This window comes from Maribacter sp. PR1 (assembly GCF_028464145.1).
Lineage (GTDB): Bacteria > Bacteroidota > Bacteroidia > Flavobacteriales > Flavobacteriaceae > Maribacter.
This window is the reverse complement of sequence record NZ_JAQPCG010000005.1, coordinates 229,117-248,969: the sequence shown is the minus strand read 5'-3', so window position 1 is coordinate 248,969 and position 19,853 is coordinate 229,117. Positions and strand designations below refer to the sequence as shown.

Genomic DNA, 19,853 nt, shown 5'->3' with positions numbered 1-19,853 from the left:
AACCTTGGATACTATTTAACGACCATTACCCCCTGCATAATTCTCCAGTGACCGGGGAACGTACATATAAACGGATATTCGCCAGGTGTTGTTGGTGCCGTAAATTTTAATGAATAGGTATCGTTTGGATTCAATAACGGAGTTGCGAATAATACATCATCTGTTTGTGGAATATAAAAGAGTTCCGCCGCATCTGGGTCCGCTGCCATTTTATCCGCCGCTGCACCTACCGCTTCCTTTTTACCTGGTTTGGTTATAATGAGGTTATGTTGCATAAAATCAGGGTTTTCCAACACCAATTCTACCTGTTCTCCAGCATTCACTTCGAACTTGGTAACGTCATATTTCATTTCATTCGTTATTGTTTTTATAACGATTTTTTTCGCATTGGAAAAATCTTCATCCGTCATTTCAGAAGAGACACCACCTTCACTTCCATAGTTCTTCATGAGCAATACTGCAAAATCCGCTTCTGTATATGTCTTTGCCACCTTACTGGAATAATTCTTTTCCACTTTATATTTCCAGGGTCCGGCCAATGAGTACCTTTCTTCACCAACCCTGATGTTCATAGACCAACTTCTACCATAAATTCCGCCTTCACCCCCTGTATCGTCCACGCGTACAGCAATTACATTTTTCCCTGCTCTTAATACGCCTTTTGGAATATCATATCTTCGCATGGATTTATAACTGGCCGCCATGCTTCCAACTTCGATTCCGTTAATATACGTTACATCGGAATCATCAACGGGTCCCAAGGAAATTGTACCTACTTTATCCGAGGCCGATGATGGTAAAGAGATTTCTTTTCTAAACCAGATAACCCCGTCTATATCCAATCCTGCGTCCTCTATGTATTGCGGTAAATCCATAGTTTCCCAATCCGAATCATTGTAATCCATTACTCCCATATCACTAGTAGTTGCAACAGGCATTTTATACGTTGGGTTGTCTTTGTTAAAGGCGTTTAAAAACCCATCATTATGTTGTGCGGATGCAGTATATATTCCTTTGAACATCCACTCATCGTTTAAAACAGCTTCGTTCCTACCCAAATCATAGAGCAAGGAACCGACTTTTTGCGATGACGGCCTTTCTGAAAAATAAAGCAGCGCCTCTAGCTGTACATTCGGTTCGCGATCGTTCAGGGTATTCGCCTTAAACAAGGCATCGTCAGAATCATCATTTCGAGGCAATAACTGAATGGCCGCTTTACGAACGCCTGCAGCCTTATGGTACAGCGCTCCTTTCACCACCCCAAGGGCATTACTGTCCGATTCCAAAGCTCCTAAACCATCAATCGTCCAAAGTGCATGTAACGCGGCATTATTCAAGCCTTCGCTGTCAACCTCTTTTGTATTCGCCAATTTATACAGGTCATTCAAAACATCGGTTTCTCCTCGTTCCACCAAAAGACGTTGAGCGGTCAATCTCCAAAATTGATTATCGTTGCTCAGGGCCTTTATTAAAGCATCTGGGTCTTCCTTGGATAATTGCATCGGTTCATAGTCATAACCGTACTTAGGAACTATCCTATAAATTCTTCCGTGGGACTTATCACGTAATGGATTCACATAGGCATTTCCATCCCCATTTTCTGCATCATAACCTCCCCTATCCTCATTAGGTGTTGGGTTATGCTGTACGATAAAATTGTACCAATCTGCCACCCATACCACACCATCAGGACCCACTTTAGCTTCGACAGGGGAACTCCACTCATCCGCGGAGGCAAAAAGATTACCGGCATCTTGTTCTACGTATCCTGCGCCATCCTTTACGATTCTTGCTTGATGTACCAAGCCGCCCGTAGGCTCGCATACAAAAGCTATCTTGTTCCAATATTTCTCTGGATATTCCCTAGCGGTATAAAAATGATGTCCGGCAGCGGCCGTAAAGCCGCCAAAAACATCGACCTGTCTGTAATTGGGCGTAATGGGTTGCATGTCATAGTGACCGTCTATTTTGGCACTACCATCCGTTCCTATTCCTTTTACATGGGTGAAATTGGCATTGGGTATACCTACAAAAACGCTGTGCGTATTGTTTGCAGTGGATGCGAAGATTGAATTATCCTCGGTCAATCCCAATCCCCACGTATTATTAGAGGTATTTGTCAATACTTCAAAGGTGTTTTTTTTAGGATTGAACCTATACACGTTTTGGTTAAATTTAAAATCGGTTCCAAAAATCTGACCTTCAAATCCAGAGTAGCCCACTACCCCATATAATTGATTGTCTATACCATATTGCAAATTGGAAGGGCCTGCATGCGTGTCAAAAGTACCCCAGCCTTCTATTAGGGTCTCCCGAACATCTGCCTTGTCATCCCCGTTCGTATCCTTTAAAAAGATGAATTCCGGTGCTTGGGAAACTACGATACCGCCATTGTAAAAAGCAAAACTGGTAGGGATATTCAGTTTATCTGCAAAGACAGTGACCTTATCGGCCTTACCATCACCATCAGTGTCCTCTAAAATTTTTACTTTATCATCGCCTATACTATCATCGTTTCGTACGGTATTCGGATAATCAACCGTTTCAATCACCCAAAGACGGCCTTTTTCATCCCAGTTCATGGCAATAGGATTTATGATATCCGGTTCCGATGCAAATAATTCGGCTTCAAAGCCAGCGGGCACCTGAATGAATTTCTGGGATTCTTCAGGAGATAAGGGCAATTGATACTTAGGAGCGGGGTCCCTTTTCTCATAATTAGGAATATTTTCCCTTTCCTCATATTTCAAAGTAGGAATATCAGTGGCGAAAGCCATCCAATTTTCCTTTGCTTTTTCTGGAACGGCCCAAAGAATTCCCTCCTTAACCAAATTTTGGAAACCAGGGTGGTTCCAAGTGCGCTCATCGTGTCCATAGGCGGTGTAGAACACTTTTCCTTCCCCATAATTCTTAACCCAGGTCCATGGTTCCCTATGGTCACCCTCCACACGTTCCATTAAAACTTGAATATCATCCGCAATTTTATCGTGTACGTAGGTTTCGTCCCATGTTTCAAAAGGTTTTAAATCCTTTGTGATTGGATGCTCCTTATCTACAATTTCAGCCGTGAATGTACCTGTCTCGTGACTCATGAACTGAGCCCCTACCAAGTCTATATATTCGGGTGAATTTTTAAAACAAAAACTGGCCGAATGAATAGGAATAAACGCATGGCCTTCACGAACATAATCCAATAAGGCTTTTTCCTGTGCGTCTGTTATCTCTTCATGATTGGCATAAATTATCAGTCCATCGTAAAATGATAATTCCTCTGGATTTAAGTCGATCACATCTTCCGTATACGTAATATTGATGCCATCCTTGGTTAAGGCCGAAGCCAGTATGGGGAAATACGCACCAGAATTGTGATGTTCAATGGAATGCCCCAGAAATAACATTTCTATTCTTCGGGGAGCATCGTCCTTAAATGCCTTTTCCTTCTTTTCCGATTTGCAGCTAGTTATCAGTATAAAAACACCAAACAATACTGCACATATCTTATAAAACGTCTTCATAAAATGCCAGATATTAAATTAAGTACCAATTTTAATCATAATTTGACAAATTAAATTCCTTTCATTTATCCCATACTGACTGTATTTTGTCATATTTAAAAACAAAACAGTATTTTTACTGGTAAATAAGTGTTCTTTTTTCGTAAAAACCAAATCTCTTATCCAAAACGAAGTATGAAATTAGCGTTAGAAAAATCACCAATTCCCGAATCCCATGCCTTGGTCGCCAAAGCGTTGAAACAACCGCTGTTCGACCCTAATTGGCATTTTCATCAAGAATATCAGTTATTTCTGGTCCTAAAGGGAAGGGGCACACAGTTTATTGGTGATAGTATTCGGCCCTACAAGGAAGGAGAAATAACCTTTACAGGGCCTAATCTGCCCCATTTATGGAAAAGTGACTTTGACAACCAATTACCTAGCCATAAAGCCTATTCTGAAGGGATAGTTGTGTATTTCAATGGAAATTTTTTAGGGGAACACCTTTTGCACAAAGAAGAGGGACTTAAGCTGAACCAACTTTTTCACAAAAGCCTTAGGGGGTTACTTATTAATGGAGACACATCCCAGGAAATCAAAACATTAATGCAGAATTTGCTTCAATTGGAAGGATTGGAACGCGTTTTGGAGCTCTTAAGAATATTAAACCTCTTGAGCGAGACTAAAGAAATGGAGGTATTGGCAAGCCCAGGATATATAAACTCACTTAAACAAGGGGATACAGAGCGTATGAACAAGGTGTATGACTATGTCATGAAACACTTCCAGAGAAAAATAGCCTTAGAGGAGTTGGCCGAATTGACCAATATGACCCCAACCTCCTTCAGTAGGTACTTTAAGGTCCATGCCAACAAAACTTTTTCCGAATTTGTCAGTGAAATTCGGATCGGCCATGCCTGTAAGCTTTTACTAGACCATAATATGAATGCTTCACAGGCCTGTTACGAAAGTGGTTTCCAAACCTTATCCAATTTCAACAAGCAATTTAAGGCGAATACCCGCAGAACGCCCACTGCCTACAAAAAGGAGTTCGGTCCACGCTAACTATCATTTTATTTCGAGTAATTTTGCCTGTATGGTCAGAAACATGCAATTGCGGGTTAGCTTAAAGGAGGTTGAGGAAGTCAAAGAAGAAAAAGGCGTACTACAGCTGAAAATAGCCCATCGTTTGGGGTTGTCCGTTACCGAATTCAACTTTAAAATACTTCGAAAATCCATCGATGCGCGTAAACCCACCATTTACTTTAATTATAAATTAGCGGTTTATAAGAAGGGCGAAGCCTTGGATAAAACCGAATATAAATTTGACTATCGAGATGTTTCCAAAGCCAAACCTATTCATATCATAGGATTTGGTCCCGCAGGAATGTGGGCGGCACTTCGCTGTCTGGAACTTGGTTATAAGCCTATTGTTTTTGAACGCGGTAAAAATGTACAGGATCGCAGACGTGACCTCAAGGCCATTAATCAGGACCATGTAGTAGGCGAAGATTCGAATTACTGCTTTGGTGAAGGGGGTGCGGGCACCTACTCGGACGGTAAGCTCTACACCCGTAGCTTAAAACGGGGCGACGTGAGACGTATTTTTGAAAGCCTTGTCCATCACGGTGCGAAAGAGGATATACTCATTGATGCCCATCCGCATATCGGTACGAACAAATTGCCCAAAATTGTACAAAACATGCGGGAAACTATCCTGAAATATGGTGGTGAAGTACATTTCAATACTAGGGTGACCGACTTCATTATTAAGAATAATCGAATAGTTTCCGTTATTCTGCAAAATCAGAATGAAGTTCCGGTAACACGGGTTGTTTTAGCCACCGGGCATTCCGCTCGCGACATTTTTGAACTGCTTCACAAAAAGAAAATTACCTTGGAGGCGAAAAGCTTCGCGATGGGCGTTCGGGTAGAACACCCCCAAGAAATTATCGACAATATCCAATACCACTGTTCCGGTCAAAGAAATGAGTTGCTTCCCGCTGCCTCCTATAGTTTGGTGGAACAGGTTAAAGGTCGAGGCGTGTATTCATTCTGTATGTGTCCCGGTGGCTTCATAGTACCGGCTGCAACCGCCCCGGGTGAGGTAGTGGTGAACGGTATGTCGCCCTCTAAACGTAACAATCAATTTGCCAATTCCGGTATTGTTGTTGAAATTAATGTGAATCAGGACATTCCCAAGTATGAGCGCTTTGAGGCATTAAAAGGACTTGAATATCAAAAAGATTTGGAACGCTTAGCTTTTACTTCAGGAGGAAGGTCGCAAACAGCTCCGGCACAGCGATTAACAGACTTTGTTGAAGGTCGCATATCAAATGATTTAAACCCCACTTCTTATCAACCTGGGCTGAAATCGGCACCCTTGCATTCCTTACTTCCAAAACTCATCGGCAGTCGCTTGCGTGCTGGATTCAAGGTCTTTGGTAAAAAAATGCATGGCTATTATACCGCTGAGGCAAATATCGTGGGTGTGGAATCCAGAACTTCCTCCCCCGTGACCATCCCACGAAATAAAAATTTGGAACACATTGAAATAAGAGGATTGTTCCCTTGTGGAGAAGGTGGCGGTTATGCCGGTGGTATTGTTTCGGCCGCTATGGATGGGGAACGATGTGCGGAGGCAGCTGCTGCAGGAATTTAAGTGCAGGTTAAGATAAATTGTGCCATTGCGGGTAACACCGGTAACATGCTAAAACAAATAAGCATACCTTTGCGGCTTATAAAAAATTATGACATTTAAAGAACTCGGCTTAGCCGAACCCATTCTAAAGGCCGTAGAAGCCGAAGGATATACCCACCCTACCCCAATACAACAACAAGCAATACCCATATTATTAAATAAAAAAGATTTATTAGGTGTAGCCCAAACCGGTACCGGAAAGACCGCAGCTTTTGGAATTCCCATCCTTCACCATTTATACGAGAGTATTAGCCTTAATCAGAAATCAAGAAAAGTAAAAGCCTTGATCGTAACACCCACACGGGAACTGGCCATTCAAATTGGAGAAAGCATGACGGCCTATGGAAAATATACCGGATTACGAAATACGGTGATTTTTGGAGGTGTTAAGCAAGGTAAACAAGTGAATGCTCTTAAAAGTGGTATGGATATCCTAATTGCCACCCCGGGGAGACTTTTGGATCTTATGAGCCAAGGTTATATTTCTTTCAGGGACCTTGAATTTGTTGTGCTCGACGAAGCCGACCAAATGCTAGATATGGGCTTTATTCATGATGTGAAGAAGATTATAGCTAAACTACCTGCCAAAAGGCAATCGCTTTTCTTTTCAGCAACCATGCCACAAGCCATCGTTCAGCTGTCCAAATCTATGTTAGGTGATTTTGAACGCGTGACCATTAAACCGGAGCAGGCCACGGCGGAAAAAGTGGAACAAGGTGTTTACTTTGTAAGCAAGCAGAACAAACCCAAGCTTTTGGTGCATTTACTGAACGAACGACCCAAGGACTCGGTCCTGGTGTTTTCTAGAACAAAACACGGTGCCAACAAAATAGTAAAGAAATTAGCCCAAGCTGGGATTAAATCTGCCGCCATCCACGGTAATAAGTCGCAAACCGCCAGACAAAAGGCTTTGGGTGATTTTAAAGATGGTAAGCTAAGGGTTTTGATAGCTACCGATATCGCGGCCCGGGGCATTGATGTGGACGAACTTTCCTTGGTTGTAAATTACGACCTTCCCAACGTATCCGAAACCTATGTGCATAGAATTGGTAGGACAGGAAGGGCAAATGCCAGCGGTATCGCATTGTCGTTCTGCGATAAGGACGAAAGACCCTACCTCCGAGACATTGAAAAGCTGATAAAGCAATCTGTTCCTCGAATGCCCGAACATCAATTCGTAAGCGATGATTCCGAAAGTAATGTGGCGGAAACACAAAATAGGCCGAAGCCAAACAATTCTTCCAATTCCAATAGAAACAAAAATCGGAACCGGAACAAAAACAGAAATAAAAACAGGAATAGCTCCGGCACTTCGAAGTTTCGAGGAAGTAAACCAAAAGGCAGTAGAAGTTCCAATTCCTAGTCATTTACTAAGACCCATCATCTCACTGAAGTAAGTATATTTGGCATATAAAGTGAAATAATGCCAAGACAGTTATTCATTTATGGAAGTGGACGGCATACCGTTCCGTTTTTAAACTATGTAGCAAAAGCTACAGGGAAAGAATTACCCAACCTATGTTTTATCCCCACGGCTAGTGGAGATGATGAGCAGTATATTGCTTCGTTTCATGAAGTCTGCTCCCAATTAACGGTTACACCACATGTACTTAAGGTTTGGATCAATTCATATGAACAAAAGGAAACTTTTGAAGAAATTATTTCCCGAATGGATGCCATTATAGTGGGCGGTGGTAACACGCTGAATATGTTGGCCATTTGGAAGGCCCAAGGTATAGACATAGCGCTCAAAAAGGCCTATGATAATGGAGTGGTCATGGGTGGTGGCAGTGCGGGCTCGCTCTGTTGGTTCAACGCCGGTACTACGGATTCGAGACCTAAGGAACTTAGCATAGTTAAAGGGATGTCTTTCATTGACAAAAGCCATTGTCCGCATTATAATTCGGAAACTTCCCGGCGTCCCTTATACCATAACAATATACTTTCCGGAAAATTGACGGATGGCTATGCGTGTGACGACCGTTCTGCCATCCATTTTATCGACGAGAAAGTACATACCTCGGTTTCCTCAAATGAAGAAAATCATTCCTATTATGTGTATGTACAAAATGGAACCATCAAAGAAGATCGATTGGAATCCAAGGTGATCTGTTAACATTGATTTGCTTGACTATTTTATCATAGCCGGTTAAATTTTAATTGGATGTATTAATGGATTGAAAATCAATTTATTTACTACCTTACAGCGAAACCAAACCAATCGACTGTGAAAATCCTTTCAAACCTTCTTCCCTATGTAATATTGTTTTTCTGCATGATTGGATGCTCCAATCAAGAAACCTTCGATATGCTCATTAAAAATGGTCAAATCGCAGATGGTACCGGTCAGCCCATATTTACGGGCGATATCGGTATCAATGCTGATACTATTGCTGCTGTTGGAAACTTGGAAAACGCAAAAGGTCGCCAAGAAATTGACGCTACTGGACTAACAGTTGCCCCTGGCTTTATAAACATGCTTAGTTGGGCTACTGAATCCCTTATTGTTGACGGAAAATCAGAAAGTGATATTCGTCAAGGAGTCACATTAGAAGTTATGGGTGAAGGTTGGTCTATGGGTCCGTTAAACGATGAAATGCGCCAACTAGAGCAAAGTAGCCAAAAAGATGTCAAATATCGTATTGAATGGACAACGCTTGGCGAATATTTAGAATTTTTAGAAAAACGAGGCATTGCTCCCAATGTAGCTTCCTTCGTAGGCGCTACCACTTTACGTGTTCATGAACTAGGGGAAGCGAACCGACCTCCCACCCCTGCTGAATTGGAAAATATGAAAGCCTTGGCCAAAACAGCCATGGAAGAGGGAGCTATGGGTATCGGTTCTTCATTGATTTATGCCCCTGCCTTTTATGCGGATACCGAAGAACTGATTGAATTGTGCAAGGTCGCATCGGCCCATGATGGCATGTACATTTCCCATATGCGAAGTGAGGGCGACTATTGGTTGGAAGCAATTGATGAATTGATACGAATTGCAAAAGAAGCAAATATTCCTGCGGAAATCTATCATTTAAAAGCTGGCGGAAAAGACAATTGGGGAAAATGGGAATCTGCCATTGCCAAAATTGATTCCGCTAGAGCAGCTGGCCTTCAGATTACAACAGATATGTATAATTACACGGCAGGAGCCACAGGTTTAGATGCTTCTATGCCTCCATGGGTACAGGAAGGTGGTTATGGGAAATGGGCCGAACGATTACAAGACCCGGCCATCCGTAAAAAAGTAATCGAAGAAATGAAAGCTAAAGGGGATGGTTGGGAGAACCTTTATTTTGCTGCCGGTAGTCCAGAAAAACTTATTTTAAATGATTTTAGAAATGATAGCCTGCGCCACCTTACCGGTAAAACCCTAGGGGAAGTCGCCCGTATACGTGGAACGAGTCCTGAAGAAACGGCAATTGACCTTGTGGTTCAAGATAGTAGTCGTGTTGGGACGGTTTATTTTTTAATGTCTGAAGAAAATGTAAAAAAGCAGATAGCGTTGCCCTACATGAGTTTTGGCTCTGATGCAGGTTCCTTGGCACCGGTAAAACCTTTTACCAATTCCAGTCCCCATCCTAGGGCTTACGGAAATGTAGCCCGACTTTTAGGCAAATACGTGCGTGATGAGAAAGTGATTCCTTTAGAAGAAGCGGTTTATAAATTGAGCGGATTACCTGCCTCCAATTTAAAGATTAAAAAACGAGGTGCTTTGGCCACAGGCAATTATGCAGACTTGGCCATTTTTGATGCCAACACCATTATCGACAAAGCTACATTTGATGAACCCCACCAATTTGCTGAAGGCATGGTACATGTTTTTGTAAATGGCGATCAGGTATTGAAAAATGGTGAACATACAGGGGCTACCCCCGGCCGGGTGGTACGTGGACCGGGATGGAAAGGCAATAACTAAATTCAAAAACCAACCAAATGAAAAAACTAGTACTATTCTTCTTAATCGGGTGCTTTTCCCAAATAGCCTTTTCCCAACAAAAAGGCAACGACAAAAAATTGGATGCCATGATCGTTGAGGGGATGAAAGATTGGAAAGTTCCGGGATTGGCCGCCATTGTGGTAAAAGATGGTAATGTCGTATTTCAAGAAACTTATGGGGTAAAAAATTTGGAAACTGAAGAACCGGTCGACGAAAATACCCTTTTTAATATGGCTTCCACGACCAAAGCAATTGTAGCTATTGCCATGGGTATGTTGGTCGATGATGGTAAACTGGATTGGAATGATAAAGTAACGGACTATGTCCCGTACTTTAAATTATCGGATTCCTATACCACGGCAGATGCCCGGGTGAAGGATCTATTAACCCATAATTTGGGCGTTGGGAATGCAGATAACTTATGGATTTTGGACAGTCTTTCCACTAAAGAAACGATTCACAGGTTTCAGTTTGCGAATAAGACATATCCATTGCGCGGTGGATTTACCTATCAGAATATTATGTACGCAGTAGCGGGAGAGGTCATTGCAGCGGCCAGCGGAAAACCATGGTACAAATTTGTACAGGAACGTATTTTTAAACCTTTGGAGATGAACCGTACACAGGCCATCGCCGCGGATATCTTTAAAGCTGGCAACTACGTAACCCCATACTTAAACGATGATGAGGACGGCATGGTAGAGGTAGATTACGGATTCTCGGACCAAATTGGTCCGGCTGGGATGATATGTTCTACCGCTCATGATATCTCCAATTATCTCACATTCTTGGTAAATGACGGTGTTTATAAACAAGACACTTTGGTACAACCTAAAACCTTCAAAAAATTATTCGAGCCCCATTCCTTTTTAGGTGCCACAGGAATCTATCCTACTAATGCCCTTACCAAATCAAATTGGAATACCTATGGGCTGGGATGGTTTCAACAAGACTATAAAGGCCACAAGTTGGATTTTCATACCGGGAGTCTATTTGGACTAGTCGCGATTGCCGGAATCATGCACGATAAGGATGTTGCAGTTTATGTTTTTGCCAATTTAGATCATGCCGAATTGCGACATGCCATTTTATACAAGGCCATGGACCTCTATGCCTTTGAAGATGACAGTCGGGATTGGCATAAAGAGGTTTTCAATTTGTATGAAGGTTTTAAAAAAGAAGGCATTGAAAAGGCCAAACAAGAGGATTCGGAACGGGCTAAAAATACAAGTCCTAGCTTAGCCCTAACCGATTATGAGGGCACATATTCCAATGCAATGCTGGGCAATGCCCAGGTGGCCTTAAAGAAAGGCAAATTACAGGTCAATTTTAATGACTTTATAACCTATACCACAGAACATTGGCATTACAACACATTTAACACCAACAAAGACCCCCGTTTTTATGAAGAATTAAAAATCACTTTCAATTTAAACGAGGGTGGTGCCGTTAACGATTTCAAAATTATGGGAGCGGAATTTATAAAAAAGGAATAAACAACCTATTGAATAGAATAAGTAAACCAAACTAATTGAACACTAAAATGAAAAACTATACCTTACTCTTTGCATTTGTTTTTTCAAGTGTATTGTTTGCCCAAACAGATACTGAAGTTGCCGAACAAACCGTCGATAAAAATGAAATTGAAGGTCATATCTATTTTTTGGCCGATGATGTCCTAAAAGGACGGGCTACAGGCTCTCCCGAATTAAAAATAGCGGCCTCCTATTTGGCCAATACGTTACGCAGTTACGGGGTAAAACCCAATCCAAAAACCGGGGATTATTATCAACAAGTAGAACTGTTTCGGTCCTTCTTGAATGAAGAAATAAGTTTGTCCCTTAATGGTATTCCTTTTCCTGAAGTGGTTGCATTCGATATCGGGGAAATAGATAGTGAAGAAAACGCTATTTACCTTAATTATGGCTTGGAGTCGGACTATAAAGGCAAGAATATTACCGGTAAAATAATAATCGTAAAAGCGGGAACGCCAGAAGCTTCGGAACTACGACCTGCACTCAGAAGTAGGGCGCAAAAAAGGGAGCTGGCCATAAAAAATGGTGCAAAAGGTTTAGTGGAAATAGGTTCATTTGAGGAAAGTATCTGGCCACGTTTTAAGCACGCCTTCGAGGAACGTGTAAGCCTCTCCAAAGGTAAAGAAGAGGATTTAACGCTCCATTTGTGGGTGCAAACGACCGCAACCGAGTTGGATAAAATAGGAGACAAACCTTTAAAAATCAACATCAAAAGTACCGGAATACAACAAGAAACCTTGAAAAGTCAAAATGTTGTTGGAGTGCTGGAGGGAACCGATTCCAAATTAAAAGATGAATACATCATCTACTCCGCACATTATGACCATGTAGGAATTGGCCGACCTGATGCACAAGGAGATTCTATCTATAACGGGGCGCGTGATAATGCCATAGGTACTACTGCAGTTCTGTCAATGGCAAAAAACTTGGCAAAGTATCCGACCAAACGTTCTGCTTTATTTATACTATTTACAGGTGAAGAAATGGGACTATTGGGAAGCCAGTATTACGTTCAATATCCAGTTTTGCCCCTTGACCAAATGATTTACTGTTTCAATACCGACGGTGGAGGCTATAATAATACCAGTTTGGCCACCATTGCGGGACTAAACCGTACCACGGCCAAAGATAAAATGATCAATGGAGCGAAAACCTTTGGCCTAAAAGCTTTGGATATTGACGAAGTGGCACCGGAAGAAGGTCTTTTTGACCGGAGTGACAATGTTAGCTTTGCCAAGGTTGGTATTCCGGCACCCACCTACTCCACCGGGTTTGATGCCTTTGACGATGAAATTAATAAATACTACCATCAAGCCGCAGATGAGGCGGATAGCTTGGATTATGACTATTTAGTAAGGTTTTACCAAGGATATATTCTTTCGGGTAGATCAATCGCCAATGACCCGGAACGTCCATATTGGATAAAAGGGGATAAATACGAACCCGCGGCCAATGTACTTTATGGTAAAGTTCCTGAGGCCCCTTTAAAAAACTAAATACTTACCACAATCGCATTTTTATGAAAAGCTATCTGATTCGGACGATTGTTATACTCCTTATACTTTCCAGTTGCAAGAAGCACAATTTAAAAACAGAGAAATCCATTTTTGAGCACACCATTGTCGAAGGACCTACTCCATGGACCAGTACTATTTTTGAGCCCACGGAAGATGACTTTACCTTTGCCATCATTTCGGATTTAAACGGAGGTGAACGTGATGGGGTGTACCGTGCTGCCGTAGAACAATTAAATGCCCTGGACCCTACTTTTGTCCTGAGTGTTGGGGATCTTATAGATGGCGGAACAGAGGATACACTGCAATTGGCCAAAGAATGGGATTCCTTTGAAAACAGGACGTCAAAATTAAAAATGCCCTTCTTCCATCTGGGTGGTAACCATGACCTTACCAACCCCACGATGCGTAGCATTTGGAAGCAACGTTTTGGCCCGAGATACTATCATTTTCTGTACGATAATGTACTCTTTCTTATGATGGATTCTGAGGATTACGAGGAACAACGCATAGTGGAAATCTATGAGGCTCGTGCGAAAGCCCTAAAAGTTATCGCCGGGGAAATAGAAGGCGTGTATGAGGAGACGGAATATTATAACATGCCGGAGCGTCAAATAGGTGGTATGAGTTTGGAACAATTTGAATATTTTAAGAAGGTTCTAGAAGAAAATCCTGATGTTACATGGACTTTTGTGCTCATGCATAAACCGCTTTGGCAACGGGAAGATGAAAAGGGCTTGAATCCCTTGGAAAACCTTTTGGCCGATAGACCCTACACCGTAATCAATGGCCATATCCACTCCTTTTCCCATAGGATAAGGAACAACCGGGATTACATTATTTTGGGAACTACGGGTGGTGGTCAGTCTGCCCAAGATTCTATGGCCTTTGATCATATTTCCCTAGTGAGAATGGCCAAAAAACCAATCATCACCCACTTAAAAATGGACGGTATTTTGGACAAAAAAGGGAAACTGCCCTCAAGTGGTTCATTGATACATTAAGTGTAAAACATGATAAAATTTTTTCGAAAAATCCGCCAGCAGCTGCTCTCTGAAAACAAATTCAGCAAATATCTGCTCTACGCCATTGGGGAAATAATCCTGGTAGTCATTGGGATATTAATTGCACTTCAAATCAACAATTTGAATGAATCACTGAAAAGCAAAAAAGAAGAAGTGAATTACCTTAAAAACATAATGGAGGATATACTATCCGATTCTTTATACTTCCAAAAGAGCTGGTTTAGTAAAAGTGGAAAAAAAATAGCAGGTCTAAAAAAGGCAAAAAAATATTATCTGAATGGTGTAATACCAAATGATACTTTAACATTTATTAATGACATTGCATATGGCGGTATTTTTGGTATTGGTAAGCTTACCCCGAATAATAGAACCTACAATGAGTTGTCAAGTACAGGTAATATTAGTTTGATCTCTGACCAAGAAATCCGTGAGCAGATAGTTGAATATTACTTAAATTTAGGTTTTCTATCAAACTACGTTTCAGATTTACAAAGTGGCTACCCACATTTTATAAATTCTTATAGAGTTTTTAACCCCAAAGCCACTGATTCTATAAATACGGATGAAATTCCTAAGCTCTTAAAAATGATGCGTAAAGATGAATTTTACCCCCTCATAAATCAAGAATTAACTTATGCCTATTCGATTTTAAATAGGCTTGAGTATTCTAAAAAAGACGCTTCACTTTTATATCAAAAAATAGAAGACTATTTAAAAAATGAAAATTCCAATTAATATTAATTGTAGAATATATCATCAATGAATCCGCTAGCCAATGATAAAATTCTTTAGAAAAATTCGGCAGAATCTCATCATGGAAAACAAAACCTCCAAATATTTTAGATATGCCATTGGCGAGATTGTACTCGTGGTCATCGGAATTTTGATTGCCTTGCAGATCAATAATTGGAACCAGGACCGAATCAACAATATCGAAAAAAAAGCTTTACTTTCTAAACTACATGTAGAGTTCAAAACCAATAAAAAGCTGGTAGAGGATTTTAGGCTTGAAGAGCAAAGGGCCATAAGATCGTCCAGTAAATTGATTAGTTTGATAGGTACCACAAAAGAAGAGCTCGCAAACAAAAATTTAGACAGCCTATTTTTTGAATCCTTCCCCTCTAACGAACTGGCATTTGCCAACAATTCAGTAAACAGTATCGTGCAAAACGGACGTCTTAACCTTTTTGAAAACGATTCCATTACCTCACTTTTATACCACTGGAATTCCCTATCTGAAATCAGGCAAACCCGTTTTGACAAATTGGATGCCTGGAACAATGAACATCTTTTGCCCTTTTTGTTACCTTATATTTCATTTAGGGAAATGGACAGTAATGCCCATTATCCATGGTCTGGGAAATCCAAGGTGAAACCGGACTACTATCCTTTGTTTCAGAAAGTGGAATTTGAAAATTTGTTGGATAATTCATTATGGCTGCATCAAAATATAATGGATAGATTGGATGAAACCGAAATGTTGATTGAAGAAATTCTTCAGGAAACCAAATCTGTAGTCAAATGATCAAATTCTTTAGACGAATCCGGAAACAGCTTCTCTCTGAAAACAAATTCAACAAATATCTGCTCTACGCCATTGGGGAAATAATCCTAGTAGTCATCGGCATACTAATCGCCCTTCAAATAAACAATTGGAATGAGGAACGTTTGGAGAATAATCGGGAAAAAATCACTGTGCAAAATCTAAACACTGAATTCCAAGAAAATTTAAGGGACTTGGATTCCATAAATACCATTTTACATCGCACCATTTTGGCTACGGAAACCATTTTTGGAAAGTTTAAAGAAGATAACCTACAAGAAACAGACCCAATAGACAGCCTTTTGCATCATGTCATAGAAAGTCCTTCTTGGAAGCCCAGTGAATTTGTTTTGAACGACCTTCAAAACTCTGGCGGACTCTCAAAATTGAACAATCCGGAGCTTAAAATTCTATTGTTCAATTGGTCCCGATTTTTTAAGGAGTTACAAGAAACGATGGATCAAACCGAAAAAACAAATATAAATTTGATCGAATATATTAGGGAACACGGTTCGCTCAGGAACATAGATACCAAATCTAAAACATTTCCATATGGGCCCTCGCAGCTAAAAATGAACAATTCATCGTTGCTTCAAAATATTCAATTTGAAAATTATATCGATGACAAACTCTACGTACTCAAGGAGTCTGAAGTTGCCTATGCACAAGCTAGAACATTAATACAGAAAATCTTAAAAGAGGCTACCATAGATTAATTTCTCGATAATTCTCGTATTCAACAAACCACCAATTCAATGAAAAACTTTCCCAATGCCTTTGTCATCATTATCAGTGCGGTACTGCTCGCATGGGTGCTTACCTACATTATTCCGCAAGGCAGCTATCAAAGAATTACAAATGAACAAACAGGGATCACTACTGTGGTCAACGATTCATACCAAGAAACGGAAGGAAACCATTTATCGGCCTTTGAGGTTATGCTGTCCATCCCCAAAGGTGTAGCGGGAAGGGCAGATGTGGTTGTATTAATCTTATTGCTGGGCGGTTGTTTTTATGTCATTGAGAAAACGGGAGCGCTCTCACAAGGTCTTCATAAACTGGTTAAGATTTTAAAAGGAAAAGAGGTGGTTTCATTGGTCATTGTCTCCTTATTATTTACTGCAGCAGGGGTCAGTATAGGCATGCAAGAGGAAGTGATTGCCATGATGCCGGTCTTGCTCATTTTTGGAAAAAGTATGGGTTTCAACACCTATACCACCATTTATATGAGCTACGGATCTACGGTGTTGGGTAGTTCCTTTAGTCCTTCAAACCCGTTTGGGGTAATCATTGCCCAGCAGGAAGCCGGGTTAGCCTTGTTATCCGGAAGCGGTTTTAGACTAATTGTTCTGGGCATTGCATTCTTGCTTTGGGTGTTATACCTGATACGTTACGCCAAAAACAACAAAGTGGATAAAATAGAGGCATCTGGCTCGCATGGAAAAATGGACCTGAACGCCAAAATCATTCTCACCTTGTTATGCCTAACCTTTGTAATAGTACTTTATGGTTTATTAATGCTGGATTGGGGCTTTATGGAAATGTCCGCCACCTTTTTCGTTCTGGGAATCATATCAGGACTCTTAGGGAAATTGGGCGTGAACGGTACGGGGGAAGCCTATGTAAACGGATTTAAGGAAATGATTTTTGCAGCCATGATCATTGGTTTGGCAAACAGTATTTCCATGGTCTTAAAAGAAGGAATGATCATTGATTCCATTGTTTACGGACTTTTTGGACCATTAAAATACCTATCCGCCTCCGTCTCCGGAGTATTGATGATGGTCTCCCATGCTATTTTACATTTTCCCATACCCAGTTATTCCGGTCAGGCCATTCTGACCATGCCCATTTTGGTACCACTTTCGGATTTAATCGGAATTTCCAGACAAACTTGTGTGCTGGCCTACCAATATGGAGCCATTATGGGGGACTTGATTGTACCCACTAACGGGGCATTGATGGCCATTTTGGCCGTTTGCGGCATTCCCTACAACAAATGGTTCCGTTTTGCTTGGAAACCTTTGGTACTTATGCTAGCATTGGGAGGGATAAGTATTGTGGCCGCCGTGTATATAGGTTATAATTAGAAGTTATATTTAACCCAGGTACTATAATACTTTCTCAATTTTCGTTTCGGTTTTTTCTCAATGTACCATAGGTAAGTTACCTTGTCGGTAATGTATTTATTCGATATCTTCAATTTAGGATTTAACTAGGAATGCCGCCCCATTCGGGAAGCGTCGTGCAGAGCGAATCCCAAGATGTGTGTTACCAATAAATTTCATAGGTTGTTCGACCGAACACCAACAGTATATTTAAAGAGAAAACTATGGATTTTCATAATAAAAAAGTGTTGATAACAGGAGCTTCCCGGGGCATTGGAAAGGCCACGGCCCTGGCCTTTGCTGCCAAAGGGGCTCACGTGGGACTTAATTTTAAAAGCAACCTGGTTGAAGCCCAAAAAACACTGCAAGAATTATCCGGTGAGGGCCATAGCCTTTTTCAATATGATGTTTCTGTAAAGGCGGATACCAAAAAGCTTGTAGATGATTTTATAGCCCATTATGGTAGGCTGGACATCCTAGTGAACAATGCGGGCATTGGGATATTCCATGCCATTGACGAGGTTGATTTTGACACATGGACCCAAGCTTGGGACACCATTTTGAACACGAACCTTATCGCCGTGGCCAATACCTGTTATTGGGCCACCAAAGTTATGATGCAGCAGGGTGGCGGACGCATTGTAAACGTATCCTCCAGAGGAGCCTTTCGGGGAGAGCCCGTACAGCCGGCTTATGGGGCCAGCAAGGCGGCCCTGAATTCCTTTAGCCAATCTTTGGCCAAACGTTTGGCGCCTCACCATATTTATGTGGGTGTTGTAGCTCCCGGGTTCACGGATACGGACATGGCCACAGAAGCATTGACCCCTGAAGAACGGGAAAACCTCTTGCGTGAATCCCCCTTTCAGCGCATGGCCCAACCCCAGGAAGTGGCGCACGCCATCCTGTTTCTGGCCTCAGAAGGGGCGGAATACAGTTCTGGAACCATTATAGATGTCAACGGGGCCAGTTACTTACGTTAAGTGGCCACCCATACCCAAGAAAGTTCCCATAATAGGGATACCTCAATGCCATTTAGGCTTTATGGGCATTTTTAATTTTTGCTTTGGCCTTCGAATCGATATTTTGGCGTTCCTAGTTGGTATTTTTTATGTAGGAAAAACAACCTAAACTAATTTGTTGGTTTTCAGGTACATCAAAACTTACCACAAGGGGTAAACTACACCATAACAACATTAAAGCACGGAAATACAGAACTAATTATTCAAAAATCTAAAAAACACTATCATAGGTTAACACATACTTTGGTTTACAACACTTCAAATCTCCAACCCAAGAAAAAAATCTTTATAAAAATTAGGTAAAAACAGGTATCAGTTGGCAAAATATCCAAAAGTCTTTTCGCTCCGCAATAGCCACTGCATATCAAGTTTTATTGTATATTTAAAGAGTTCAATAACAGTATTAAACTTCCCCAAGAATTGCATTAAATCAAAAATAGTGCAGCTGCTTATTGATGGATTACAGCGTTTAGAGCTAACTAGAATAGAATAACCAGATACCTAAAATCAATGAATAAATCCAATAAACCATGGTCAAAGGAAGAACTTAAAGTTTATTTGCTATTGCTATCTGCGCAAGCAGATTCCCTGCAAACCAAAGAGGAGATTGACCTGATTAAATCAAAAACGAACAAAACAACGTTTGAAGCCATTTTTGAAGAATTTAAAAAAGATGATGAAGACACTAGCCTAAATAAAATTGAGAAAGCTGTAGCCAGACTTAAATTCAGTCATATGGAGCTGGCCGATCTTAGAAAGGAAATCAATGAAGTCTTCCACTCGGATAAAAAATTCTCTGCTCCGGAACGCTATTTGGATAAACTTTTGGACAATCTGATTTATTAAAAAAAATGGATGTGTTACCGATTTTCTAATATGCGCCTAATTAGTGTAGGAGTTAAAAATCTATCCATATCAAAAACATAAAACGTTCTTTATAAAAGGACTTGAAGGTTCTTATTTACCATAGAAAAACC

At 41.0% G+C, this 19,853-nt stretch carries 15 protein-coding genes; 14 read left to right on the top strand and 1 reads right to left on the bottom strand.

Annotated features, from left to right (window positions below; all coding sequences use genetic code 11):
• Positions 1–11: 11 nt before the first annotated feature.
• Positions 12–3,515 (bottom strand): PVC-type heme-binding CxxCH protein, encoded by a 3,504-nt coding sequence (locus PP182_RS11995; protein ID WP_272651493.1) that lies wholly within the window; start codon positions 3,513–3,515, stop codon positions 12–14.
• A 174-nt stretch (positions 3,516–3,689) separates the two neighbouring features.
• On the opposite strand from PP182_RS11995, the gene PP182_RS11990 reads away from it, so the two are divergent.
• The 14 genes from PP182_RS11990 (at position 3,690) to PP182_RS11925 (ending at position 19,722) form a co-directional block, all read left to right on the top strand.
• Complete coding sequence (locus PP182_RS11990) at positions 3,690–4,559, top strand: AraC family transcriptional regulator (protein ID WP_272651492.1); 870 nt, start codon at positions 3,690–3,692, stop codon at positions 4,557–4,559.
• 31 nt (positions 4,560–4,590) lie between these two features.
• Positions 4,591–6,156: an NAD(P)/FAD-dependent oxidoreductase gene (locus tag PP182_RS11985; protein WP_272651491.1), complete on the top strand. Its 1,566-nt coding sequence runs from the start codon at positions 4,591–4,593 to the stop codon at positions 6,154–6,156.
• Between the two features lie 88 nt (positions 6,157–6,244).
• Positions 6,245–7,558 (top strand): DEAD/DEAH box helicase, encoded by a 1,314-nt coding sequence (locus tag PP182_RS11980; RefSeq protein WP_272651490.1) that lies wholly within the window; start codon positions 6,245–6,247, stop codon positions 7,556–7,558.
• Positions 7,559–7,618: 60 nt separating this feature from the next.
• Positions 7,619–8,311, top strand: a complete 693-nt coding sequence (locus PP182_RS11975) for a peptidase E (protein WP_272651489.1) — start codon at positions 7,619–7,621, stop codon at positions 8,309–8,311.
• 111 nt (positions 8,312–8,422) lie between these two features.
• Positions 8,423–10,111, top strand: coding sequence for an N-acyl-D-amino-acid deacylase family protein (locus PP182_RS11970; protein WP_272651488.1), 1,689 nt, complete (start codon positions 8,423–8,425; stop codon positions 10,109–10,111).
• Between the two features lie 17 nt (positions 10,112–10,128).
• Entirely contained in the window at positions 10,129–11,628 is a 1,500-nt protein-coding gene (locus tag PP182_RS11965) for a serine hydrolase (RefSeq protein ID WP_272651487.1), read from the top strand.
• A 47-nt stretch (positions 11,629–11,675) separates the two neighbouring features.
• A complete protein-coding gene (locus PP182_RS11960; RefSeq protein ID WP_272651486.1) occupies positions 11,676–13,163 on the top strand; it encodes a M28 family peptidase in 1,488 nt (495 codons plus the stop codon).
• A gap of 23 nt (positions 13,164–13,186) precedes the next feature.
• Entirely contained in the window at positions 13,187–14,185 is a 999-nt protein-coding gene (locus PP182_RS11955) for a metallophosphoesterase family protein (RefSeq protein ID WP_272651485.1), read from the top strand.
• Between the two features lie 9 nt (positions 14,186–14,194).
• Positions 14,195–14,941, top strand: coding sequence for a DUF6090 family protein (locus PP182_RS11950; RefSeq protein WP_272651484.1), 747 nt, complete (start codon positions 14,195–14,197; stop codon positions 14,939–14,941).
• A gap of 40 nt (positions 14,942–14,981) precedes the next feature.
• Positions 14,982–15,731: a DUF6090 family protein gene (locus PP182_RS11945; RefSeq protein WP_272651483.1), complete on the top strand. Its 750-nt coding sequence runs from the start codon at positions 14,982–14,984 to the stop codon at positions 15,729–15,731.
• On the top strand, positions 15,728–16,465 hold the full coding sequence (locus PP182_RS11940) for a DUF6090 family protein (RefSeq protein WP_272651482.1): 738 nt from the start codon (positions 15,728–15,730) through the stop codon (positions 16,463–16,465). The genes PP182_RS11945 and PP182_RS11940 overlap by 4 nt, the downstream gene beginning before the upstream one ends.
• Positions 16,466–16,504: 39 nt before the next feature.
• Positions 16,505–17,839 carry a YfcC family protein gene (locus PP182_RS11935; protein ID WP_272651481.1) on the top strand — a complete coding sequence of 445 codons (1,335 nt, stop codon included), beginning with the start codon at positions 16,505–16,507 and terminating at the stop codon, positions 17,837–17,839.
• Between the two features lie 242 nt (positions 17,840–18,081).
• Complete coding sequence (locus tag PP182_RS11930) at positions 18,082–18,837, top strand: SDR family NAD(P)-dependent oxidoreductase (RefSeq protein ID WP_272651480.1); 756 nt, start codon at positions 18,082–18,084, stop codon at positions 18,835–18,837.
• A gap of 549 nt (positions 18,838–19,386) precedes the next feature.
• Complete coding sequence (locus tag PP182_RS11925) at positions 19,387–19,722, top strand: hypothetical protein (RefSeq protein WP_272651479.1); 336 nt, start codon at positions 19,387–19,389, stop codon at positions 19,720–19,722.
• The last annotated feature ends 131 nt before the right edge of the window (positions 19,723–19,853 follow it).